We start from the raw sequence: 23,699 nt of genomic DNA on the forward strand, positions 1-23,699 counted from the left end.
CTATACTGCCATGTCTAATTTCGATCTGGCTGTTTATAGAGTACTACTAGAATTGGGATCAAAGGCTGATAAAGACCCAAGCCTTAATTTTTGGTTGAGAAACTAAGAATTGATATTAGCCTTTTGGACCTAACCCAACTGTGCCAGCATATACCGCGCGATCGCCTAATTCTTCTTCAATTCGCAACAGACGATTGTATTTGGCAACCCTTTCACTACGGCAAAGTGAGCCAGTTTTAATCTGTCCAGCGCGGGTAGCAACCGCTAAATCGGCAATGGTCGTATCTTCAGTTTCGCCAGAGCGATGGCTAATTACGGAACGATAGCCACTACGAGTAGCCAGATCGATTGTTTCGAGGGTTTCAGTCAGCGTACCAATTTGATTTAGTTTGATTAAGATGGCGTTACCCACCTTTAAATCAATGCCCTTCTGCAACCTGGTTTTATTGGTCACAAACAGGTCATCTCCCACAAGCTGAATCTTTGAACCCAGTTTTTCGGTTAAAGTTTTCCAGCTATCCCAATCATCTTCATGCAGCGCGTCTTCAATCGAAATAATCGGATATTTTTCAACCAACTCCGCTATGTAGCTAATAAATTCTTCAGGGGAATGAGCTTCACCATCATAGGTATACTTCCCGTCTTGATAAAATTCGCTGGCAGCCACATCCATTGCCAAAGCAATTTCCTCTCCTGGCTTATAGCCAGATTTTTCAATAGCCATAATCAGTAGGTCTAAAGCTTCCTGATTTGAACCCAAGTTGGGCGCATAGCCTCCCTCGTCTCCCACTCCAGATAAAAGACCTTTCTCGCCTAATACCTTGCTCAGGGTGGCAAATACTTCTGCTCCCCAGCGTAATGCCTCTTTGAAAGAATCTGCCCCCACAGGCATAATCATAAACTCTTGAAAGTCTACATTGTTGTCTGCGTGTGACCCGCCGTTAATCACGTTCATCATTGGCACTGGCAGTACATTCGATAATGGCCCGCCTAAATAACGATATAAAGGTAGTTCAACCTCTTCCGCAGCAGCTTTAGCTGTGGCTAAAGATACCGCTAGAATGGCGTTTGCTCCCAAATTCTTTTTGTTGGGTGAACCGTCACGCTCAATCATAATCCGATCTACGGTTTCTTGTTCTAAGGCATCCACATTTAAGAGTTCGGGAGTAATTTTTTCCTTGACGTTACGGACTGCAATTAAAACTCCTTTGCCTCCGTAGCGATTTTTATCGCCATCTCTTAGTTCATAAGCTTCAAAACTACCTGTAGATGCGCCACTAGGCACTTGAGCCAATCCCACAACTCCAGTCTCTAGACGTACCTCTGCTTCAATGGTTGGACGACCACGAGAATCGAGGATTTCTCTGGCAGCGATCGCTTCAATTACGGCTTCTGATTGGTTCAGCATCAATTCTCCTTAAACTAGTAAATTTTATGTCTTGATCGATATCCAGGCGAAAATTAATATATCTTTTTTGGTGACAGTACGGGGAACTTTGTGTATTGAAGATGGCGATGCGACCCAGAGTCAAGCAGTTGCTTTGAATCGCGATCGCGCACTTTTAACAGAAATTTAGACATTAGGCATGAGAATAAAAAAATTCCGCTTGACCCTTATTTCTAAAATAATTTAAGCTTATGCCGTAGCTAGTATTTCTGTTTCTTTAGCTACCATTGCCAAAATTAGATCGATTGCTCGATTAGAATAACCCCATTCGTTGTCATACCAAGCTACAACTTTAAAGAAGTTGCTGTTTAGCTCCATACCTGCACTGGCATCAAAAATACTAGAGTGGGGATCGCCCGTAAAGTCTGTAGAAACTACAGGCTCGGTAGTATAGCCCAAAACTCCTTTCATCTCGCCTAATGCTGCCGCTTCCATGGCGCGACAGATTTCATCATAGCTGGTGGCTTGTTCGGTGCGGAAAGTAAGATCCACCACCGATACATCAGGAGTTGGCACGCGCATTGCCATGCCCGTTAATTTTCCTGCTAGCTCTGGTAAAACCAAGGCTACAGCTTTAGCTGCCCCTGTAGATGCAGGGATGATGTTTTGAGCTGCACTACGTCCTGAACGTAAGTCTTTTTTATTAAATCCGTCTACTGTGGGTTGAGTGGCCGTCATCGCGTGGATGGTGGTCATCAAGCCTTCTTTTAAGCCAAAGTTATCGTTAATTACCTTGGCGATGGGGGCTAAACAATTAGTCGTACAGCTAGCGTTAGAAACGATCTCATCGACTCGGGGATCAAAACTGTCGTGATTGACTCCTACTAGCAAGGTTTTTACTCGCTCGGGATCTTTAGTCGGAGCTGAAATTACCACTCTTTTCGCTCCTGCGGTTAAATGTTTGGATGCTCCTTCATAAGTGGTAAACAATCCTGTAGATTCAACCACATAATCTACCTGATATTCTGCCCAGGGCAATTCTTCTGGATTTCTGACTGAGATACAGGGAATATGCTTGCCGTTGACTACAATAGCGTTATCTTGGGCTTCAACACTACCCGAAAAACGACCATGAGTAGAATCATACTTGAGAAGATAAGCGATCGCTTCTGCGGGAACTAGATCGTTAATACAGACAAATTCTATTTGGGGATTGTCTAATCCAGCGCGGAATACTAATCTGCCAATGCGTCCAAAACCGTTAATCGCTACTTTGACGGTTGCCATTATTACTCCTTGAAATTATTTAAATTATTGGGTGCGATCGATAAATACTCTTTTGCCCCAACCTTACCGTTCTATATTTTCTTGGGTCGGGCTTAACTTTTATTAAATCGATAAAAGCTAATTTTTTAAACGTCTAGTTTGTTAAGAAAAAATTAATTTTCAGACTGAAAAAGTCTTTACTTTTTTAATCATCTTTTGACTATTTTGTTTAAAAATTGTGGCTTATTGTAATTGCCAAACAACTTCTTCAATAGTGAGATTAAAAACACTTTATTACAATTTCAACGATAATTTCGGTAAATATTTAGTCTTTTTTATTAAGCAAAATTTATAAATCCATTTATTCTTAGCATTTTTCGATTGTCTGGATGTTCTGACTAATTTTTAAATCAGGTTTGATTACACTATTTTTCGAGTTAATTATTATTGAATTTTGCGGTTTAAAGTAAAAATTTCTTGAGTTGGGCAAAATGTCAAGCATCTTTAAAAATTGCGCAGATATCAAAAACTTGAGTAACTATAAAATATTAAGTTAATTCGCTCTTCGATTTAATCAAACTATTTATATTTATTGACATAATCTCTCTAAAAAAAACTCAAGCTAAAATAACTAATAAAAGTTGCTCAGTTTCAAACGTTGCTTTCAAGAGAACTCAGAGAGGGGAAAGCTGATAAGCTATAGATACCTATAGATACTTAGTTGCTTAAAACTATTTACTGTAATTTTCCAATTAAGTTAAATACGTCCGTCGATCTGGATCGATCATGAATAACAAATCTAACGATAATTTCGATTTTCAGAAAACAGTGATAAATAAAGCTGCTGAAGCTGCGATCGCCAGTCAAATAGAGTCAGCTAAAAATGTTGAGGTTGAAGTAGATAGCGAAACTTCACAAATAATTCATGGAGAAGTAAACTCTCTAAAAATTATTGGAGAAAAGATTATTGCTGTCCAAGATATTCAGTTAGAGCAAATAGATATTACCAGTGACAATTTGTCGCTCAACATAGCTCAAGCGCTCCTCGGCAAAATTTCTTTTGAACAGCCTGGCAACTTTAAGGTCAAAATCATCTTTACTGAATCAGATTGCGATCGCCTATTAAATTCCGAATATGTCAAAATCCTCTTACAAAACTTATCTTTAGAAGTTACACCACAGTCAGCAAATTTTTATATTGAACAAGCCAAATGCCATTTAAAAGACGATGGTCATCTATCTTTGGTAACTACGATTGTCCTCAATCGAGAACAGCAAATTAAAATAGCCAGATTTGAAATTGCGCTCCAGGTTTGCCGAGATGGCACAATAATAAAAGTAATCAAGTTTAATGGTGGTCGGTATTTAGAAAATCAGACCTTAGATTTAGACGAGACAGTCGCAATAATGAGCAAAATTAGTGCTTTACTTTATCTGCGTGACTTTAGCAATGCTGATTTAGCTCTTAACATAACTGGCGTTGAGGTTAAAGCTCAAAAACTTATTTTACAGGGAAATGCTCAGGTAAAAAGACTACCTAATTCCATAACTCAATCGCTCGAATCTGTCGCTTCAAAAATAAATCAGACTTAACCGCTATCTAGTAGAGCGAATAAGTAACTAGTCACTAGTTATTGTTGACGGCTAAACTTATGGTTCTAAAGTTTTAGAATAATCTAAACGACTACTGGAACTATAAAATCAGGAGTATAAGCAAGTGACAGATCGAGAAAAGCAACCTCCTCAATTACCAAAATTACCAACCTTGGCGATTGAGACAGATCCAGGTTTACAGGCAAAAACTCAAAGATGGTTTGAGTATCCAGTCAAAGCTCAACCGCATCATACAGATTATGCAGGCGTTGTTTGGCACGGTACATATTTGACCTGGATGGAAGAAGCTAGAGTCGAGTACCTGCAAACGATTGGGATTGGATTTGCCGATTTGGTTGCCATGGGTTGCGATCTGCCAGTAGTAGAGCTTTCTCTGCGCTATCATTTGCCAATTCATCTGGGAGTATCAGCAATAGTTAAAGCACGTCTGGTAGAAAGTAAAGGAGTGCGCATCAACTGGGATTATGAAATACAGTCGTGCGATCGACAAGAATTATTTCTGACAGGAAAAGTTATTCTAGTGGCAGTAGATCGAGAAAAAGGCAAAATTATGCGTCAACTACCATCTCAGGTTCAAGATGCTTTAGTCAAGCATATTACAGCTTAATCAGGGTCACAGCGATATTGCCACCAAAACAAATATCCACATCTGTCCCAGGATGGCGATCGCGCTTGGCATATTCTCCTTGATAATGATAAGTATCTCCTTGGGCTCGATAATCTACTGGTAGAGGAGCAGTACTTGATTCACACAAAATAATTTTGGGTTCTGGTCGATTTGGCTCGAGATGGGGTAAATTGACGTTCCAAAAGCTACCTGGTGGCAGAGGACGAGGCAATAAATCTTGTAATACCCGACTAGTCCAACGAGTCGCTACCTCCCAATCAATAATTAAAGGGCTTTTAATCCAGTGAGAGATCGCCACTCCAGGAATACCATGAATAGCAGCTTCTCTTACCGCAGCTACCGTACCAGAAATATAAACATCTATTCCTAAGTTTCCTCCTGCGTTAATGCCCGACAAAACTAGCTTGGTGTTTGTGGCTATCTGCGTAATAGCGATCCGAGTACAATCAACAGGAGTACCGTTTACAGCATATTCCCTAGCCGACCTTTTTTCTAGCTCTATGCCTCGATGAGTTGTAACCTGATGTCCACAGCCAGAATGTGCTTGTTTAGGAGCGACAATGGTAGTTTCTCTCATGGTCACAGCCTGTTGCAAAGCGCGAATCCCAGGCGCATCAATGCCATCGTCGTTAGTGAGGATAATTGTCATTGGTTTCAAGGAATTCTAGTAAATAAAAATACATCGTCTTGTTGAAACTTTAGCTGAAACTTTGATGTTTGCTTCAGTTTAGTCAAAAGAGCTTCAGCTATTTTAAGCGAGCTTCCCCAACCAGGATGGCGTAAATTAAGCAGGATATATTTAAATTTTCCTAATTCTTCATAATTTAAGTCATCACTGGTCAACCCCAAGAGCGAACGATGAGTAAGATGTGGTGCAATATCGCTTGTGGTTAATACTCCCCCTGAACTGTCAACTAGAGCGATCGCCGTTTTGGTTGCTCCCCAAGTATCCCAGGTTTGTAGATAAATACTACCAAAATAACCATATTTTGCCAAAGCCAACCAAGCCACTACCGACCAAATCAAAATCTGGCGCTGGCTTTTAAACCAGACGTGCTTACTGCTCATCGCCATAATTAGCATCACAAACAGCCAAGGAATAATCGGCAAACAATACTGATGTACTAAATTACGTTGAGCAGGACTTTCAGAAAGAATATTAATCAGTAAAATTGGCAGTGCGCCGACAATAGGCATCAAGTGTTGGGCTGATAAGCCCCAGCAGACAGGCACGGCTAGCAAAAGAAGATAACCAAAGGTAGAGGGCGAAAAAATTTTGCCTAAGACTAAATTTGGCTTAATCAGCAAATTTTTGGCTATATCTAGTACTGAATCCCCAAGATAACTATAGCGGTCAACCGCAGCAGCTTCAGCTCCACTAAAGGCGGGAATAATCAATTGAGTGGCGATCGCAAACCAAGCGCAGCCCAATACAATAGCAATAATGCCATATTTGTACCTGGATTTGGATGAGAGCAACAGCCATAACCCCATGGCGATCGCACTCAAAGCTAAAACGGCTTTACAGCTTAAAATTAAAATAATTGCCGTAACAAACCACCAAATTCGCTTCAGCTTTACTGCCAAGATGGCACCAAAAATAGCGGGTACGGCAATAACTTCAGGATGAAAATCAAAAAGATTGACGTTAAAAATTGCGGGATACAGCAAATAGACTAACGCCAGTGTATTGCTTTGGGTTAAGCTTAAGCCCGATGCACGACTCAGATGCCACAAAGGCAATGCACCCAAACTCAAAGACAACGCCTGAATAAAAAATAGCCAATGAATGTCAGGATAAATCTGATACAGCAGGGCAAGAGGATAAATGATCCAGGCTGCATGATCGCCTAAAATATGCAGACCTCTAAAAGCAACGAAGGGTTTCTCTCCTTGACTAATTAAATAAACAGCATTGTCAAAGATAGCCAGATCGAAACTTGATTGAAACAAAGCATGGCGTACACTGCTACATAAAAATAAGCTTAAAGTGCTAATAGCGATCGCCAAACTGAGAAACCAAAACTGAGACTTATTTTTAACCAGAAGCATTGTTAATTATTTTCTTGAACAGAAAAACATCTTGCTGTTGGTAAACCAAGTTAAACTCAGAGGATTTTAACAAGTCCTCAATAGTTCGCTCGGCTACCTGCTGCGAAATACCTAAGCCCAAATGTTGCTGGGCAATCAATACTGTGTCGATACCGTGTTGTGCTACTCTTTCTAGATTAGGATCGTTATCTAGTAACATAATCGTGGAACGGTGACTGAGATGAGGTGCAATGTAGCCTGAAGTTAAAACTTTGGCATCAGGTTCAACCGAGTTAACTGCACCTTGAACCGCAGCCACGTTAGCAAATAAAGGTGCGTAGCGAGTCCAAAAATAACCATATTTAGCCAAAGCCAGCCAAGCAAGAAGCGACCAGGTAATTAATAAACGTCTAGACAGCCATTGTCTTTGATGACGTTTGGTCAAATAAGCCAAAGACGCAATCAACCAGACAAATAAAAACGGAATAATTGGCAAAGAATACTGATGAATTAAATCTCGCTGTCGCGGAAAATCAGCCAAAATGTTTAATCCTAGCATCGGTAAAGCAGGCACAATTGCCGAGATTTTGCGCCAGTGTAAGCCGAGTAAAATCGGCAAGATTAACAGTAAATAATAAAATAAGCGATCGCCTGTTAAAGCCCGACTCAACAAAATTTGGGGATTAGTCATTACCTTGACCGCAATTTCTGTCAAGGAAGTTCCCAAAGATTCATAGTGCCAAGTCCCCGCCATTTGATTCCCACCACGAAAAGTAGGGATCAGGTAAACAGCAGCGAAGCTAAACCAAACTACCCCAGCGACAATACAGCTCAAGCCATAGATTAAGCGTTGCTGCAATGCTAGCCATAACCCCAAGCCAATTACAGTGAGGCTCATCGCCTCCTTACAGCTTAGAACTAAAATAATGGCGATCGCTAATTGCTCAGAAGATTTTTTAACTGCGGCTAAAACCGCCCAAAGTAAAGCAGGTACAGCAATAGTTTCGGGTCGAAACTCCGTATAAAAATTGATGTTAAATATCGCGGGATAGAGAATATAACACAGAGCAACTGCTTTGGCATATCTTACTGACAAACCATTTTCACGACTTAAAGCATAAATCGGAATTGCACCACTGGCTAAAGCGATCGCCTGCACTGCTAATAACCAATAAACGCTAGGATAAATTACATATAGCAGTGCTAAAGGAAAAAGAATGACTGCTCCATGATCGCCAACTAAATGCACTCCTTCTAAAAGAGTAGAAATAGGAGCTTGTCCTCGACTTAGCAAGTAAACTAGCTGATCGAAGAAGCCCAGATCATTCCCCGCACGAAACAGCCATAGCTGTAGACTACTAAAACCCAATAAAATCAAAGATGCGATCGCTACCAACCCAGCTAAGAACAAAGTAGCTGATTGATGTCGATTTTTGACTATCTCAAGACGGGCAATTTTCACTAATAACTAATAATCCTTAACAAATGACAGACGAGCAATTACTGACCTAAATACGCTTCTAAGACCGAGGCATTATTCTGAATCTCTTCTGGTGTACCTTCTGCTAGGTTAGTACCTTCTGCTAATACCCAAACGCGATCGCACAGGCTCATAATCACATCCATGTTGTGTTCGATTATTAAAAAAGAAATTCCTCGCTGATTCCAGTCAACAATATGTTTGCAAATCTGATTGATTAAAGTCGGATTAACACCCGCTGCTGGTTCATCCAATAAGATTAGCTTAGGATTGGTCATCAGAGTACGAGCCATTTCTAAAAGTTTTCTCTGTCCACCAGATAAAGCACCTGCATAATCGTAAGCCTTAGCAGCCAACCCTACAGATTCCAAAATGTCCATTGCCCGTTCCTTATTTTCTCGTTCTTCTGTGCTTAATTTTGCTTGTTGAAACCAAACCTTAAAAAAGTTTTCTCCTGTTTGGTTTGGCGTTGCCAGCAACATATTTTCCAATACTGATAAGCGAGACAGCACTCTAGCTACCTGAAAAGTACGAATAAAACCTAGAGTTGCAATTTTATAGGATGGCAAATTGTGGATCGGCTGGCGATCGAACAAAATTTTGCCGCGATCGGGCTTAATAAAATTAGCCAGCAAATTAAATAAAGTTGTTTTTCCTGCTCCATTAGGCCCAATTAAGCCCGTAATACTGCCGCGAGCGACTTCAAGACGAGCATTATTTACCGCTTTGATTCCGCCAAAGCTCTTCGACAAATCTGTAGCCATAAGTAGCGGATCGTTTGACAAATCTGGTTGCACTATTTTCTAAATATTATTTGGTTAACAATTTATCTAAAGTACCAAAAATTTTTATAACTAGCTTCAAATACCTGCTAAACATAATGACAACTCAGTAAGTGTCCAGTATTTAAACCACATTTGATTAAAGAAAAATTAAGGTAGTAACATAGAATAGAGCAAATCTTAGTTCGTTAATGAATCAGTTAAAGTCGCAGCAGAATTCAATTAGTTTAAGTTCAGAATCTGATGAATTAAATTCTCGTATATCTCCTTGGATGGCTAAAATACTATATCCATTGGGATGCTATCTAGTTTTACCTCTTTTCTTTGGCAAAATTCAAATTAACGGACAGGAAAATATTCCTTTACAAGATCCTGTAATTGTTGCACCAACTCATCGCTCTCGTTGGGATGCTTTTATCGTACCCTATGCCATAGGAAGACTAGTCAGCGGTAGAGACTTGCGCTTTATGGTTTCTGCTAACGAGGTAACAGGATTTCAAGGTTGGGTTATTCGTCGCATGGGAGGGTTTCCTGTAGATACCGACCATCCTCAGCTAAGTAGCGTACGCTATAGCGTTGAATTGCTAAAGCAAGAGCGGGAAATGTTAGTAATTTTTCCCGAAGGCGGCATTTTTAATGATTACAAAATTCATGCTCTTAAAAGGGGAGTAGCCTCTATTGCTTTACAGGCAGAAACAGACAAATCAAATCGAAAGGTTAAAATATTACCGATGACAATTCGCTATAGCCAGCCTTACCCAAGCTGGGGAACAGAGGTTAAAGTCGATATCGGTAAGCCTTTAACTGTCAATGAGTATCTTGGCAAATCACTGCGCCAAAGCTCTCAAAAGCTAACCATTGCTTTAGATGAGAGCTTGAAACAGCTCTATGAGCAATGAATTTGTTCAGCAATAAGTAAAATTGCGACAAAAACCAACATAAATATAATTTCTAATTTACTATAGAGAAATCTTAAATACGATGAGATTTGGCAAAATAAATCGATTGGGAAGTTTATAATATCAGCTTGAGAGCTAGTGATTCTCCGCCTTTGTTTGGCAGAGACGGCTTTAACTGTTGGTCAAGAAACGTCAAATTTATGGAGTCGCTTATTCATCCAAATTTTAGAGTGGCTTTCTACAGCTAAAAGTAATCTCAGCTCCGCTTGTATCGGAGTATGCTCAATAGTTTAAAACATCCATGTCACACCCTGAGCTTAGAATTCAATGTTCGAGTCCTCATTGCGCAGCGTCTAACCCACTAGAAGCTAGTATTTGTGAACGATGTAGCACTCCAATAGTAAGACGTTATTTGTGGAGCAATCAAAAGGCGATCGCTCCAGAGCAAGAGCAAACCTTAATCAGCGGTAGATACTTGGCGTTGAGCGAGCGCATATTTTTAGATACTCAACCTAATCAGCCTCCAGTAACCTCAGAAGAAGTTCCTCCAGAAATCGTAGTTTATCTACAGCTCTTTTCTTGCTATCCTCATATTCCGCAAGCTTATGGTTTATTAGATGGGACAGATGCTTGGCTATTTGATTATGGTACTGTGCCAATTGATGCTGATACGGGGAAATTAATCGACCCACAACTTATTCCCCCAATCAAACATTTATGGATTGAGGCAACACCTCTGCAACAACTCAATTGGCTCTGGCAAATCGCCAAATTATGGAATCCTTTGTTGGATAAAAATGTAGCATCTACTTTACTTAATCCCGATCTAATCAGAATTAATGGACAGCTAGTACAGCTATTGCAGCTCCACCCTGAGGACGAACATCCACCTAATCTTCGAGATTTAGGCGATTTATGGTCGCAGTGGGCAGAAAATGCCCATCCTAATATTAAAAATGTCATAAATGAGCTTGCAGTGCGTTTAAAAACTGGCATAGTCGATCGAGCAAGTCAGGTAATTGCCGTTTTAGATCGTGCGATCGGTCTTTGTCGCAAAGCCAACCAGTATTCCTATCATATTTATGCTCTCAGTGATTCTGGACCTAGCCGAACTAATAATGAAGATGCTGCTTACCCAGTTCATCCCCAGGAAATTTCAGGCTCGGAAAATGCCTTAGCAATTGTTTGTGATGGAGTCGGAGGTCATGATGGCGGAGAGATTGCCTCTGGAGAAACAATCAAATATTTACGCAGTAAAATCTCCAAACTAGCTTTAGAAGAGCAATACAGCTCCAGCCAAATGTTAGATAAATTAGCCAAGTACATTAATGGGGCTAATGACATTATCAGCAAGCGCAATGATACCGAACAGCGTCAGGAAAGACAGCGCATGGGTACAACCCTAGTAATGGCTCTTTCTTACGCCCAAGAAATGTTTCTCGCTCACGTTGGTGATTCCCGAATTTATTGGATTACCCCTAATAGCTGCCATCAAATGACTATTGATGACGATCTTGCCTCACGGGAGGTTCGTTTGGGGTATGCTTTGTATCGAGATTCTTTACAATACCCTTCGGCGGGAGCATTAATTCAGGCTATAGGAATGCGAGATTCAGCGGCGCTTCATCCTAATCTGCAACGCTATATGATTGATGATGACTGCATTTTCTTGCTTTGTACTGACGGCTTGAGTGATTTTGATCGCGTAGAACAACAGTGGCGACATAGTGTTTTACCAGTACTCGAAGGCAAACAAGATCTTGCCACTGCTGTTAAAGATTTAATTGCCCTTGCCAATGAGAAAAACGGTCATGATAACGTCACCATAGCGCTGGTTCACAGTATGGTAAAGCCATCAACTAATGTTAGTGAAGTATCAGTTTCCTGGTCTGATGTCGAATTTGTGCTGGATGAATCAACATTGTGGTCTAAAGCTAATATGACTAACTCTATTTTGCCAGACTCGACTGCTGTTGAGAGTTCACCAACAGAAACTGAAATTCCCGAACCGAAAATTGGCGAACCATTGCCAGCTAAAAAACAACCAAAATGGCTCAAGCCACTAATTTTGCTGCTGCTAATTTCAACCATCATCGGATTATTTGCTTATTACTTGTTGCATGACAGAATAAATGACAAAGATAATAATCAGCTTGAGGGTCAAGATACGGAAATAAATTAGTAATTTTTAGCAGTTCATCTATCTCAAATTAGACTGAAGAATTAGAAAATATTAAAATTGCTGTTGATTGTTATCTTGGTAAATATTTGAGCAAATAAATAATTGCGATATGTTTTGGTACAGTGGCAAATTAATTAATTCTGAGCAAATCCAGCTCGATATTGATGAGCCAGGGTTATGCTACGGAGCAACAGCTTTCACCACCATGAGGGTATATAATCATTCCCTTCAACATCCTCTCACCTGTTGGCAAGCTCATGGCGATCGCCTTAATCTTACTCTTCAAGCATTTAACTGGCGACAACCAAACTGGCAGCAGCTACAACGAGGAGCAGAGCTAATGCTACAACATTTTCCGATTCTTCGTATGGCGGTATTTCCCAACGGTAAAGAATGGATTGCAGGACGTAGCTTACCGCCTGAACTTAAACAACGCCAAACCAAAGGTATTACAGCCTGGATTGCCAAAGAGCCTATATATAGAAGAGATTTAGCTCAATATAAAACTGGTAATTATTTATCTGCTTATTTAGCTCGCGATCGAGCATTAAATTCAAATGCTCAAGAAGCTATCTTGATTGATGCTCAGGGTAACTGGCTAGAAACTAGTACTGGTAATCTTTGGGGGTGGAGAGATGACTGTTGGTACACTCCTTGTCTAAGTTCTGGGATTCTACCAGGTATTGCGCGATCGCGCTGGCTCAGTTTTCTGAGAGAGAATAAAATCGAAGTCATCGAAAATGTCTGGACTCCCGAATTTAGCCAAAGTTTAGCAGCTTTAGCTTATAGCAATTGTGTAGTAGACATGATTCCAATCACCACAGTTCTCAATTCAAATTACCAGGTGCGTTATTTACGTCAACTGCCTTTAAGCTCTAACATTAGCTGAGCAAAAATAGCATTACCAGAGCAGATAAAACTTTAAGCAACCGTTAATTCATTAATAATTTGCTCAATTTTAGCCAAAGCGTTATGAGGATTATTTTCCGCGTAAGTTACCATCGACTGCTCCATAACTGCAACTTGCTCGCCCACAGCATCTAAAGCATCCTGCAAAGGCTTTAGCTTTTGTTGATAAAAATCAATTTGGGACTGCATTTGAACGATGCTCAAATTTAATTTATGCCAACTATTTTGTTGTTGCTCTATTTCTGACTCTAATTGTCTTTTTTGAGCTTTTTGTTGAGCTAACTTAGTTTCTAACCCCTTAATACTCTGCTCTATTTGTGCTATCTCTCCCAATAGCTCTTGTTGTTGTCGTTGCAGCTTTTGCTGTTGTTTTTCTAAACCTTCTTTGATGGGAGTTAAATCTATATCTTGAATCTCAGACTCCAAATCAAAGTCAATTATTCCTTGACGGCGTTTTAAGACTCGAGAATGTTGCAGCAATACATTGTGCCTTTCTTTGAGAGAGCGACGCTGACCGACCAAAGTTTGATCCAGCATCTTTTTGGCTTCCCTTTCATCAGCTAACTCCTGTTCTAAAGTCAGACGCTCAAAATCTCCTGCGGCAACCATCTTAGCTTCGAGTTCTTCTACGGCTTTGCATTGCCAACCTAACTCTTCCTCTTGGTCATTGACAAATCTGGCTACCTTTTCTAGGTCTTGCTTCAAACTCTCAACCCTAGTCTCTAAATTTGGTAAAGGCATATTCTCCAGTTCGCCGAGATTAATCTTCCCTCCCCCATCAGAATCAGCTTCAGAACCCGAAAGCATCTGTAACATGGTGTTTTGAGCTTCTGATTGCAGATTGAGAAACTGAGTTAATTCATGTTTAACTTCTAAAGACTTTTGTTCTATACTCAGCTGTTGTTCCGCTTTAGCAATATATTCTTCTAAAGATTTTACTTGCTGTTTTTTCTCTGATAATCCTGCTGTTAAATTGTCCAGATTTTGACGTGAGGTCTGGATATCTTCGCTGCTTTGCGCCAAATTTTGCCAATGAGGCTGTAAAATTTGCTGTTGCTGTTTGACCGCTGCTGCTGCCAAATTCATCTTATCTTGAAGAGAACTAGTAGAATCGTTGGCAGCAGAAATAGCTGCTAATTGTGTTTTGATTTCCTGGGCGTGATCTCGATCTAAAACTTTGGCTTGTTTTAACTGCTCCTCTAAATTTTGTTGTTGACCCCGCAATTGTGCCCAAGCACCTTCTAGATTCGTGCTTTTAGCTGCAAATTCAGCTCTCATCTTTTCGGTTTCTGTTTGAGCGATCGCAATTTCTGAGCGTTGTTGCTCAAACTGTTTAAACTCCTCTTCCATCTGCTCTACCTGTTCCAGACGAGTTTCCATCTCTATCTGTCGTCGGCTTAATTCTTCACTTTGAATTGCTAAAGACTCTTTCCACTGGTCAATTTCTTGTTCTTGATCGTGAGTTTTTTCTAACAGGCGAGAGAAATTTTTGAGTACGCCAATAATTTTTTGCGAGGCTGATTCTATCTTTCCCTGTATTTGGCGGTTAACACCTAAGTTAACCACGACCATAGCTCCATCACCAAAGTCGTTAGCTTCTTCAGTAGTAACTGATTCATTATTAATCAGGATCCAGCTTTGATCGTTTCGCTGACAGGCTATGAGCTTTAGCTTAGTCTCCACACCACCCATAAAACCTTTACTCTGTTTTTGTATTTCCGCCAGATATAGCACTATGCGCCTTCCTCTTGATTTCTTCTGTGCAGGAACTCAGAAAAATTAAGCTTTTCCAGTTTACTGCCGATTTATTAAAATAACCAGATTAAATTAAATTCAAATCTGACCCACAATTTGCCAATTAATTAATTGGCTATTTTTAGCATAACCAGCAACCTAATTGGTTGCCAAGATTTTTTAATTAACTAATTTTTGATCGCAGCAATAGCCGTCAGCAATAATTTATTTTGAATAGTAAGATTGCAATCATACTTCTGTTATTTATACTCAGCATAAATATGAGTTAAATAGTTGAATTCAACTTGATAAAAGCTCAATCATAATCTATAAAATAGCTGATTTTCTCCGTAAATAACATATTTACAGATTTATGAGATTACCAAATAGTCACGATTCAATTAAATTGAGCGGTAAGCAATTTAACTAAAAAGTAAAGCTAGCTTGAATTATGTTGATCGTGACATGGCGATCGGTCAAAAAGTAGAGTATATTCTGAAGCGGATAGGTTACCAATCAAATAAATTTATTCATACGTAAACGAATTTGGGTAGAAATTTAACTTTCATTAATTTAATGATTTGCCAAGTAGACTTAAGTTAAGTATGACTTTTCGTAGATAGCGTGTTATGAGCAAAGTTCTAATCGTAGAAGATAGTCTGGCGCAAAGACAAATGATTTCCGATCTCCTCAAAGGTAGCGGTCTTAAAGTAACTGTTGCTTGCGATGGAGTTGAAGCTTTAGAGCATCTAGAAACATTAAATCCTGACATAGTGGTTATGGACATTGTCATGCCCAGAATGAATGGCTATGAATTGTGTCGTCGCTTAAAATCAGATCCTAAAACTCAAAATGTTCCAGTCGTTATGTGTTCTTCCAAAGGAGAAGAATTTGATCGCTACTGGGGCATGAAACAGGGTGCAGATGCTTATATTGCCAAACCTTTTCAACCAGTCGAATTAATCGGTACTGTCAAACAATTGCTTCGAGCCTGAATCACAATTATTTTTGATGATACAGTTAGCAGTCTCAAATAATATTTACAAAAAATCTTATGGTTACTAATCCAGAACTGTATACCGACAGTGGTCTAGATTTATCTCTAGACATCAAGCCATTAGAAAATCCTGATGGCGAACTTCATCTGCGCTTTTATTTGCCATCAGGGGAGGCTTGTGCTTTTCCCGCTACAGGTATAGCGGAGGTGATGCAACAAACGCCCGATCAAATTGCCCCGATTCCTAACGCTTCTCCTTTATTATTGGGAACAATAAACTTACGAGGAAGAGTAATCTGGGTTGCCGATCTCGGTCAGTTTTTGGGGGATAGTGTCGCTTTAAAAACCGACCGTCCAGCAATTCCGGTAATTGCCATTGAAGAGCAAGAGCAAATTATCGGTTTGGCAATCAGCAGTATTGGCGATATGGATTGGTTAGATGTAGAACAATTAGAAATTTATCAACCTTTAGCCGATAGAATGGCTCCTTTTGTTCAGGCTCAATGGCAGCCCGAAGATGAAAATTTAATTGTAAATTTATTAGATCCAGGAAAAATTTTACGGTCTGCACGATGGGCAACCTAGTTACACCGAAGAGTCAATCATTCAATCAATGCTTAAGTTGAAACTTATACCTAATTCAGCAATATTGAAGAAAATATCATTATTACCTTAGTTTTTTATTTCTATAAACTTACGGTCATCATCAGAGTCAAATCACAGAGTAACTATCACTGGTCAGCACAAGCAACTAAAATTTAGATTAATTTGGCAAGAAGCATAATGGCATCAGGAACTAACTATTCACAGGAATACGGGCAAGCAGAAAAAGCCTATTTAGAAAGTAATTTTGCTCAAGCAGCAGAAATAATCGATCATTTAGTTGATGAATTTCCCAACGATCCAAATGTCTTGTTGCTGCGGGGTCATATTTATTGTTATGGATTCCAAAACTATGATCTGGCGAAACACCAGTATGAAAGGGTTTTAAATCTTAGCGAAAAGCAAGATTTACTCGATTTTGCTCACAGTGGGATCGAACAGGTAGAGCAACTTCAACAACAGTCAGAATCAGCATTAACTATTGATGAAGATCACCTAGAGCTGACACAAATGAGCGATGAAGAGGATGTTGACGAGATTGAAGATTTGATTGGCATTGATTTTCCTGACGAAGATATAATCGTTGAAGATTTTGATAGCGGGGGTTTTGTTCCTGAGCAGGATTATGAGACTGTTGATGATCTTGCGAGTATCGACTCGGACATCGATGATAGCTTTATTTCTGGGGGAGAAGACTCCTATGGCAATCCTTTCGCCGAAGATGTAGATGTCAACCTAGAAAATATAGCTCCTATTAATGAATACGATCGCTCCGAAGATCCTTTTGCTCAGTTTGAAACTGAATCAGCTTCCGTGTCGGCAAAATTGCCAGCACAAGAGCCTATAGACGTTCATACTAGCTCTACCTTTATAGATGATGATGACCTGCCCGATTATACCGCCGAAGACTTTGCCGTCGATCAAAGCGAATATGAAAATGATGATGATGACAGTTCTGAACTAGAAATTGATACTGTTTTAACTGAACCGTTCTCGATGGGAGGTGAGGAACACTATGGCGTGGAGGATATTGCCGAACAAGAGGGTTTAGATTATCAGGACGAACTAGAATTTGATGAAATTGACAGTAGCTTTTTTGATTTGGAAGAACTCGAGCAAGGTCTTCCAGATACTGGATTATTTAACGTAGATGAAGAACCGATTAGCGCTAGTTTAAACACTACTAATGATTTCGTTTTAGAACCAAACCCGATTCCATCTGAAGAAGTTGCTGTTAGTGAATTGAGTTCAGGTGCAACAACATTTGCTAAAGCAAAGGAAGAGCCACAGATAGAAGTCAAGCAAGGAAATTTAGGCAACTTCATTAATGCTCCGATTCAGAAAAAACAGCTAATTACTGCTGGAATAACCGGGCTGGTCTCGGCGATCGCCGTTTTGCTCATTGGTCTAATCGGCTCTAATATCGCTGCGCGTCAAAATCCTGACCGAACCATCGCAGGAGTTCAAAATAGCTTTTTATTAGCTTTGATTGCTGGATTATCGAGCGCGGGAACAACAGCAGCACTGGGTAACATTACAGCCAAACATATCACCAAAGCCAGCCAGGATTTACAAAATCAGTTTGATGATGTTTATCAGGGTAATCTTAACGCTAAAGCAACCGTATATTCCCAAGATGAATTTGGACAATTAGCCTCTGGCTTTAACCGCATGACTAGAGTAATTCTGACTACTACTCAGGAAGCTCAAAGAAGAGCCGAGGAAACTGAACAGGCAAAAGAAGATCTTCAACGTCAAGTAATTCGTTTACTAGATGATGTAGAAGGTGCAGCCAGAGGAGATTTAACGGTTCAAGCAACCGTAACCGCCGACGTACTAGGAGCTGTTGCCGATGCTTTCAACTTAACGATTCAGAGTCTGCGAGAGATTGTCCGTCAGGTAAAAGAGGCTGCCGAACAGGTAAACCAAAGCTCTACCGATAGTGAGTTGTTTGCTCGTAATCAGTCTAGTGAAGCCTTGCGGATGGCCGAAGAATTAGCAGTTACCTTGAATTCGGTACAGATGATGACTGAATCTATCGAGAGGGTAGCAGATAATGCGCGTGAAGCAGAAGAAGTTGCTCGTTCGTCTTCAGTCACTGCTCTCAAAGGCGGTAAAGCAGTAGAACGAACCGTGTCGGGAATCTTCCAGATTAGAGAAACCGTATCAGAAACAGCCCGTAAAGTAAAACGATTAGCCGAAGCTTCTCAAGAAATCTCGAAAATTGTGCTTTTAATCTCGCAAATTGCCGAAAGAACCAACCAGCTGGCTCTTAATGCTTCAATCCAGGCGGCTAAAGCTGGCGAAGCTGGTCGGGGTTTTGCCGTAGTTGCCGATGAAGTCAGACAGCTAGCGGATAGATCTGGTAAATCTTTAAAAGAAATTGAGCAAATTGTACTCCAGATTCAAAGTGAAACTGGCTCGGTTATGACCGCTATGGAAGAAGGTATTCAGGAAGTAATCGACGTAACCGAAAGAGCAGAACAAGCCAAAACTGCTCTCGAAGATATTATTCAGGTATCTAATCGGATTGATGTCTTAGTGCGTTCAATTACTGCTGATACAGTCGAACAAAGAGAAAACTCTCGTGCCGTAGCTCAGGTAATGCAGTCGGTAGAGTTAACTGCTCAAGCCACATCTCAAGAATCACAACGGGTTGGTGGTGCGCTACAAAGCCTAGTAGGAATTGCTCGCGGTTTGCTTTCTTCAGTCGAAAGATTCCGTATTGATAAAGGCGAAGAATAAAGTAATTATCTAATTCTCAATTTTAAGGCTTTTTAGTAGTCTGTCAAGCTCCTCTTTCGCCCACTGGAATTTTATGATTCAATAGAGTTTTGCGCCTTTATTTGTAAACTGCTTTATGTGTGCCGAAAGAACCTTACCCCAATTTGATTCTACCTCTGTCAAGATTACTCAGGAAGAGGGATTAATTCTGTATGAGGATATGGTTTTAGGACGCTTATTTGAAGATAAGTGTGCTGAAATGTATTATCGAGGCAAAATGTTTGGCTTTGTCCACCTTTACAACGGTCAGGAAGCTGTCTCTTCAGGTATTGTCAAAGCATTGCGAGCCAAAGGTGATTATGTTTGTAGTACGTATCGCGATCATGTTCATGCCCTAAGTGCTGGAGTACCAGCCAAAGAAGTAATGGCAGAACTATTTGGCAAAGAGACTGGGTGCAGTAAAGGTCGTGGTGGTTCGATGCATATGTTTTCTGCCGAGCATGGGCTTTTAGGAGGTTATGCTTTTGTGGCAGAAGGTATTCCCGTAGCGACAGGCGCAGCTTTTCAAAGCAAATATCGGCGCGAAGCAATGGGAGAGGCTGATTCTGATGCGGTTGCAGTTTGTTTTTTTGGTGATGGAGCAAGCAACAACGGTCAGTTTTTTGAATGTTTGAACATGGCAGCCCTCTGGAAATTACCGATTATTTATGTAGTAGAAAATAACAAATGGGCGATCGGCATGGCTCATGCGCGCGCAACTTCTCAGCCCGAAATTTACCAAAAAGCCAGCGTATTTAATATGGCAGGTTATGAAGTTGACGGAATGGATGTTTTAGCCGTGAATACTTTAGCTAAAGAAGCCGTAGCCCGCGCCCGCGCTGGAGAAGGACCTACTTTGATTGAGGCTTTGACCTATCGCTTCCGAGGTCATTCTTTGGCCGATCCAGACGAGCTTCGAGATCCTCAAGAAAAAGAATTTTGGGGCAAGCGCGATCCAATTAAGAAATTTGCTACCTATTTGATCGAGCAAGACTTAGCCACAGCCGAAGAGCTAAAAGAGATCGCTCGCCAAGTTTCAGCAACTATAGATGAAGCGGTTAAATTTGCTGAAAGTAGTCCTGAACCAAGTCCTAATGATTTGCACCATTATATTTTTGCCGAGGACTGAACATACCTTGTTTAAAGGAGTTTAAACAAGGTTGTCTGCTTTTATTCCGTCTGGTCATCAGCGATCGCCCTTGATAAAATTAGAGAGTGAGCCAAATATGGCGATCGCTTTGTTGGAAAAGCTGTTTAAATGCTCTGTAGCTGATTAAGTTATTAAGTTAAAAATATACACCTGTCAAAATATAACCCGATCGTCCATAACAACTAAGTGTTAATTGCCTACATCCTAAACAATGTCAGAATAAATAAATACACGAATTGCATCTATCTAACTTATTATGGCTGACCTCGCACACCTAAGCGGTAGCGACATCCGCGACAAGTTCTTAAAATTCTACGAGTCTAAACAACACAAAATATTGCCCAGCGCATCCTTAATTCCCGAAGATCCAACGGTAATGCTAACTATTGCGGGAATGCTGCCGTTTAAGCCGATATTTTTAGGACAGCGCCAAGCACCTCAACCTCGCGCTGCAACTTCTCAAAAGTGTATTCGGACTAATGATATTGAGAATGTAGGACGTACCGCCAGACATCATACTTTCTTTGAAATGCTGGGTAACTTTAGCTTTGGTGATTATTTTAAAGAACAGGCGATCGCTTGGGCATGGGAACTTTCTACACAGATATATAAATTACCAGCAGATCGCATCGTACCTAGTGTATTTGAAAAGGATGACGAAGCCTTTGCCATCTGGCGCGACAAAATTGGTATTGCTGAAAATCGTATTCAGCGGATGGGAGAGAAAGATAATTTTTGGCAATCGGGAATTACTGGCCCCTGTGGACCTTGTTCGGAATTGTATTACGATTTTCATCCAGAATTGGGCGATGAGCATATCGATCTAGAAGACGACAGCCGATTTATCGAGTTTTATAACTTGGTATTTATGCAATACAATCGTGATGCAGAAGGTAATCTGACACCTTTAAAAAACAAAAATATTGATACGGGTTTAGGTTTAGAAAGGATGGCGCAAATCCTGCAACAAGTACCTAATAATTATGAAACCGATTTAATATTTCCCATTATTGAAACTGTGGCTGAAATTGCCGACATAGACTACGGCAAAGCCGATGAGAAAACTAATACATCTCTTAAGGTGATTGGCGATCATGTTAGGGCAGTAGTTCACATGATTGCGGATGGGATTACGGCTTCTAATACCGATCGCGGTTATATTTTACGTCGTCTAATTCGTCGGGTAATTCGTCACGGTAGGTTAATTGGGATTGAGGGTAATTTTGTTAATCAAGTTGCAGAAACTGCGATCGCTCTGGCTGAATCTGCTTATCCCAATGTTAGAGAAAGAGACAGCTTTATTAAAAGCCAACTACAGCGAGAAGAATCTCAATTCCTGAAGACACTGGAAAGGGGCGAGAAGTTACTGGCAAAAATTATTGCCGACGCTGCTAATTTATCAGAGAAACAAATATCAGGTCAAGATGCCTTTGAACTATATGATACTTATGGCTTTCCCTTAGAACTGACTCAAGAGATAGCTGAGGAACAGGGTTTAACTATCGATCTTCAAGACTTTGAACGGGCAATGGCAGAACAGAAAACTCGTTCTAAAGATTCCTATGAGGCGATCGATCTGATGACTCAAAATGCTTTGGGTGAAATAGTTACAGGCAGCAATGAAACTAGCTTTTTAGGTTACACCCAACTAGCAGCACAAGCTCAAGTTATGGGAATTGTGGTTAGTAGTAAAGATCTATCTGATAATGTCGTTAGTGCTAATGCAGGGGATACAGTCCAAATTATTTTGGATCAAACTCCCTTTTATGGCGAGTCTGGCGGACAAATTGGCGATCGCGGTTATCTTTCTGGGGATGATGTTTTAATTCGCATCGAAGATGTACAAAAAGAAGGCAATATCTTTGTTCATAAGGGCAAAGTCGATCGCGGTACTCTTAAGCTTGGAGATGTGGTCAAGGCTACCATAGATCGGGCTTGTCGTCGTCGTATTCAAGCAAACCATACTGCAACTCATTTACTACAGGCTGCATTAAGGAAAGTAGTTGATGATTCTGTGTCTCAGGCTGGTTCGTTGGTCAACTTTGATCGCTTGCGGTTTGACTTTAATTCTCCTCGCGCCTTGACTCAAGAAGATGTGCAGCAGATAGAAGAACTAGTTAATACCTGGATCTCGGAAGCACACGAAGCGGATATAAATATTATGCCGTTAGAAGAAGCCAAAGCTAAAGGTGCAACGGCGATGTTTGGCGAAAAGTATGCCGATGATGTACGAGTAATTGATTTCCCTGGAGTTTCGATGGAACTTTGTGGCGGTACTCATGTTCATAACACGGCAGAAATTGGCGTATTTAAAATCATCTCCGAAACAGGAATTTCTTCAGGAGTAAGAAGGATCGAAGCGGTGGCAGGGGCTGCTATTTTAGATTACTTGAATGTACGGGATAAAGTAATTAAAGAATTGAGCGGTACTTTCAAAGTTAAGCCCGAAGAAATTAGCGATCGCGTCAATAGTTTACAGACGGAACTTAAAGCTACTCAAAAAGAACTAGAAGCGGCCAAACAAGAACTCGCGCTATTCAAATCAGACAGTTTATTATCCCAAGCAGAAACCGTAGGAGAATACAAAATTCTGGTGGCTAATCTGGGCGAAATGGATGCTAAATCATTACAGTCTGCGGGTTCAAGATTACAGCAAAAATTAGGTGAATCTGCCGTAGTAATTGCTTCGATTCCTTCTGAAGGCAAAGTTAGTCTAGTTGCAGCCTTTAGTCAGAAAGTTATCCAAGAAAAGCAACTACAGGCTGGTAAATTCATCGGCGGTATTGCCCAAATCTGCGGCGGTGGAGGTGGTGGTAGACCAAATCTGGCTCAAGCTGGCGGAAGAGATGCTAGTAAGTTAGATGAGGCTTTGAAGACTGCCAAGCAACAGTTAATTGAAGGGTTGAGTTAAATATTCAGAGGTGGGTAAATACCCACCTATTTGTTTATATTTATTAAATAATTACCTTTTCATAACATTAGTTAGCATCCTAAAATATTCATGATTGCTGCAACAAGAGAAGCTAATACTTCTGCTCCTCCATAACTGGCAAAGGCATCTCCTGAGACAGCCGTAGCAATTGTTGAAATAGACGCACCACTAATCGCCATACTTACTATAGTTGAGCCAACACTAATAGCTGCAACTCCAGTCATAACACTAAATATTCCCGCACCGCTAATCAACGCAATAATTGTAACCCACTCAATAGCATTTGGTTGAGTGCAAACACCACCTACTTGTGCAAATATAAAACTCAAATTCATATTCTTT

Annotated in this window: 19 protein-coding genes; 11 read left to right on the forward strand and 8 right to left on the reverse strand. The window is 40.4% G+C overall.

What is annotated here, in order from left to right:
* Positions 1-115 precede the first annotated feature (115 nt).
* Entirely contained in the window at positions 116-1,408 is a 1,293-nt protein-coding gene (gene eno, locus V6C71_17210; protein HEY9770201.1) for a phosphopyruvate hydratase, read from the reverse strand.
* Between the two features lie 31 nt (positions 1,409-1,439).
* Here eno and V6C71_17215 point away from each other — a divergent pair, with 31 nt between their 5' ends.
* Complete coding sequence (locus V6C71_17215; protein HEY9770202.1) at positions 1,440-1,577, forward strand: hypothetical protein; 138 nt, start codon at positions 1,440-1,442, stop codon at positions 1,575-1,577.
* A 59-nt stretch (positions 1,578-1,636) separates the two neighbouring features.
* Here the strand turns inward: V6C71_17215 and gap are convergent, their stop codons facing one another.
* Positions 1,637-2,674 carry a type I glyceraldehyde-3-phosphate dehydrogenase gene (gene gap, locus V6C71_17220; protein ID HEY9770203.1) on the reverse strand — a complete coding sequence of 346 codons (1,038 nt, stop codon included), beginning with the start codon at positions 2,672-2,674 and terminating at the stop codon, positions 1,637-1,639.
* Positions 2,675-3,439: 765 nt separating this feature from the next.
* Here gap and V6C71_17225 point away from each other — a divergent pair.
* Both V6C71_17225 and V6C71_17230 read left to right on the forward strand, forming a co-directional pair.
* A complete protein-coding gene (locus V6C71_17225; protein HEY9770204.1) occupies positions 3,440-4,246 on the forward strand; it encodes a DUF2993 domain-containing protein in 807 nt (268 codons plus the stop codon).
* Positions 4,247-4,370: 124 nt separating this feature from the next.
* The gene (locus V6C71_17230) at positions 4,371-4,874 is read left to right on the forward strand and encodes a thioesterase family protein (protein ID HEY9770205.1); all 504 of its coding nucleotides are present in this window, start codon (positions 4,371-4,373) and stop codon (positions 4,872-4,874) included.
* Here the strand turns inward: V6C71_17230 and surE are convergent.
* Genes surE through V6C71_17250 form a run of 4 tightly spaced genes read right to left on the reverse strand, consistent with a single transcriptional unit; the run spans position 4,864 to position 9,170 of the window.
* Positions 4,864-5,544, reverse strand: a complete 681-nt coding sequence (gene surE, locus V6C71_17235) for a 5'/3'-nucleotidase SurE (protein HEY9770206.1) — start codon at positions 5,542-5,544, stop codon at positions 4,864-4,866. The genes V6C71_17230 and surE overlap by 11 nt on opposite strands.
* Before the next feature lie 5 nt (positions 5,545-5,549).
* On the reverse strand, positions 5,550-6,947 hold the full coding sequence (locus tag V6C71_17240; GenBank protein HEY9770207.1) for a DUF2079 domain-containing protein: 1,398 nt from the start codon (positions 6,945-6,947) through the stop codon (positions 5,550-5,552).
* Positions 6,934-8,388, reverse strand: coding sequence for a DUF2079 domain-containing protein (locus V6C71_17245; GenBank protein ID HEY9770208.1), 1,455 nt, complete (start codon positions 8,386-8,388; stop codon positions 6,934-6,936). Before V6C71_17245 ends, V6C71_17240 begins: the two co-directional genes overlap by 14 nt.
* Positions 8,389-8,426: 38 nt before the next feature.
* Positions 8,427-9,170, reverse strand: coding sequence for an ABC transporter ATP-binding protein (locus tag V6C71_17250; protein HEY9770209.1), 744 nt, complete (start codon positions 9,168-9,170; stop codon positions 8,427-8,429).
* A gap of 209 nt (positions 9,171-9,379) precedes the next feature.
* On the opposite strand from V6C71_17250, the gene V6C71_17255 reads away from it, so the two are divergent.
* The 3 genes from V6C71_17255 (at position 9,380) to V6C71_17265 (ending at position 13,158) form a co-directional block, all read left to right on the forward strand.
* The gene (locus V6C71_17255; protein HEY9770210.1) at positions 9,380-10,087 is read left to right on the forward strand and encodes a 1-acyl-sn-glycerol-3-phosphate acyltransferase; all 708 of its coding nucleotides are present in this window, start codon (positions 9,380-9,382) and stop codon (positions 10,085-10,087) included.
* A gap of 412 nt (positions 10,088-10,499) precedes the next feature.
* Positions 10,500-12,269, forward strand: a complete 1,770-nt coding sequence (locus V6C71_17260) for a protein phosphatase 2C domain-containing protein (protein ID HEY9770211.1) — start codon at positions 10,500-10,502, stop codon at positions 12,267-12,269.
* Between the two features lie 109 nt (positions 12,270-12,378).
* Positions 12,379-13,158 carry an aminotransferase class IV gene (locus V6C71_17265; GenBank protein HEY9770212.1) on the forward strand — a complete coding sequence of 260 codons (780 nt, stop codon included), beginning with the start codon at positions 12,379-12,381 and terminating at the stop codon, positions 13,156-13,158.
* 32 nt (positions 13,159-13,190) lie between these two features.
* Here V6C71_17265 and hmpF read toward each other — a convergent pair whose 3' ends face one another.
* On the reverse strand, positions 13,191-14,912 hold the full coding sequence (gene hmpF / locus V6C71_17270) for a pilus motility taxis protein HmpF (protein HEY9770213.1): 1,722 nt from the start codon (positions 14,910-14,912) through the stop codon (positions 13,191-13,193).
* 629 nt (positions 14,913-15,541) lie between these two features.
* On the opposite strand from hmpF, the gene V6C71_17275 reads away from it, so the two are divergent.
* The 5 genes from V6C71_17275 to alaS all read left to right on the forward strand — a co-directional run bounded on the left by V6C71_17275 (position 15,542) and on the right by alaS (position 23,336).
* A complete protein-coding gene (locus V6C71_17275) occupies positions 15,542-15,907 on the forward strand; it encodes a response regulator (GenBank protein HEY9770214.1) in 366 nt (121 codons plus the stop codon).
* Between the two features lie 59 nt (positions 15,908-15,966).
* A complete protein-coding gene (locus V6C71_17280) occupies positions 15,967-16,494 on the forward strand; it encodes a chemotaxis protein CheW (GenBank protein HEY9770215.1) in 528 nt (175 codons plus the stop codon).
* Positions 16,495-16,692: 198 nt separating this feature from the next.
* Positions 16,693-19,257, forward strand: a complete 2,565-nt coding sequence (locus tag V6C71_17285) for a methyl-accepting chemotaxis protein (GenBank protein ID HEY9770216.1) — start codon at positions 16,693-16,695, stop codon at positions 19,255-19,257.
* Between the two features lie 115 nt (positions 19,258-19,372).
* Positions 19,373-20,404 carry a pyruvate dehydrogenase (acetyl-transferring) E1 component subunit alpha gene (gene pdhA, locus V6C71_17290; GenBank protein HEY9770217.1) on the forward strand — a complete coding sequence of 344 codons (1,032 nt, stop codon included), beginning with the start codon at positions 19,373-19,375 and terminating at the stop codon, positions 20,402-20,404.
* 277 nt (positions 20,405-20,681) lie between these two features.
* The gene (gene alaS / locus V6C71_17295) at positions 20,682-23,336 is read left to right on the forward strand and encodes an alanine--tRNA ligase (GenBank protein HEY9770218.1); all 2,655 of its coding nucleotides are present in this window, start codon (positions 20,682-20,684) and stop codon (positions 23,334-23,336) included.
* A 71-nt stretch (positions 23,337-23,407) separates the two neighbouring features.
* Here alaS and V6C71_17300 read toward each other — a convergent pair whose 3' ends face one another.
* Positions 23,408-23,692 (reverse strand): hypothetical protein, encoded by a 285-nt coding sequence (locus tag V6C71_17300; GenBank protein ID HEY9770219.1) that lies wholly within the window; start codon positions 23,690-23,692, stop codon positions 23,408-23,410.
* Positions 23,693-23,699: the final 7 nt, after the last annotated feature.

It is taken from the genome of Coleofasciculaceae cyanobacterium, from assembly GCA_036703275.1.
Taxonomy (GTDB): domain Bacteria; phylum Cyanobacteriota; class Cyanobacteriia; order Cyanobacteriales; family Xenococcaceae; genus Waterburya.

Bases quoted from the DNA above. Each gene is read 5' to 3' on its own strand.
- V6C71_17285 (HEY9770216.1), top strand. From the start codon at position 16,693: ATGGCATCAGGAACTAACTATTCACAGGAATACGGGCAAGCAGAAAAA.
- V6C71_17275 (HEY9770214.1), top strand. From the start codon at position 15,542: ATGAGCAAAGTTCTAATCGTAGAAGATAGTCTGGCGCAAAGACAAATG.
- alaS (HEY9770218.1), top strand. From the start codon at position 20,682: ATGGCTGACCTCGCACACCTAAGCGGTAGCGACATCCGCGACAAGTTC.
- V6C71_17255 (HEY9770210.1), top strand. From the start codon at position 9,380: ATGAATCAGTTAAAGTCGCAGCAGAATTCAATTAGTTTAAGTTCAGAA.
- pdhA (HEY9770217.1), top strand. From the start codon at position 19,373: ATGTGTGCCGAAAGAACCTTACCCCAATTTGATTCTACCTCTGTCAAG.
- eno (HEY9770201.1), bottom strand. From the start codon at position 1,408: ATGCTGAACCAATCAGAAGCCGTAATTGAAGCGATCGCTGCCAGAGAA.
- surE (HEY9770206.1), bottom strand. From the start codon at position 5,544: ATGACAATTATCCTCACTAACGACGATGGCATTGATGCGCCTGGGATT.
- V6C71_17265 (HEY9770212.1), top strand. From the start codon at position 12,379: ATGTTTTGGTACAGTGGCAAATTAATTAATTCTGAGCAAATCCAGCTC.
- V6C71_17240 (HEY9770207.1), bottom strand. From the start codon at position 6,947: ATGCTTCTGGTTAAAAATAAGTCTCAGTTTTGGTTTCTCAGTTTGGCG.
- V6C71_17225 (HEY9770204.1), top strand. From the start codon at position 3,440: ATGAATAACAAATCTAACGATAATTTCGATTTTCAGAAAACAGTGATA.
- gap (HEY9770203.1), bottom strand. From the start codon at position 2,674: ATGGCAACCGTCAAAGTAGCGATTAACGGTTTTGGACGCATTGGCAGA.
- V6C71_17280 (HEY9770215.1), top strand. From the start codon at position 15,967: ATGGTTACTAATCCAGAACTGTATACCGACAGTGGTCTAGATTTATCT.
- V6C71_17300 (HEY9770219.1), bottom strand. From the start codon at position 23,692: ATGAATTTGAGTTTTATATTTGCACAAGTAGGTGGTGTTTGCACTCAA.
- V6C71_17250 (HEY9770209.1), bottom strand. From the start codon at position 9,170: ATGGCTACAGATTTGTCGAAGAGCTTTGGCGGAATCAAAGCGGTAAAT.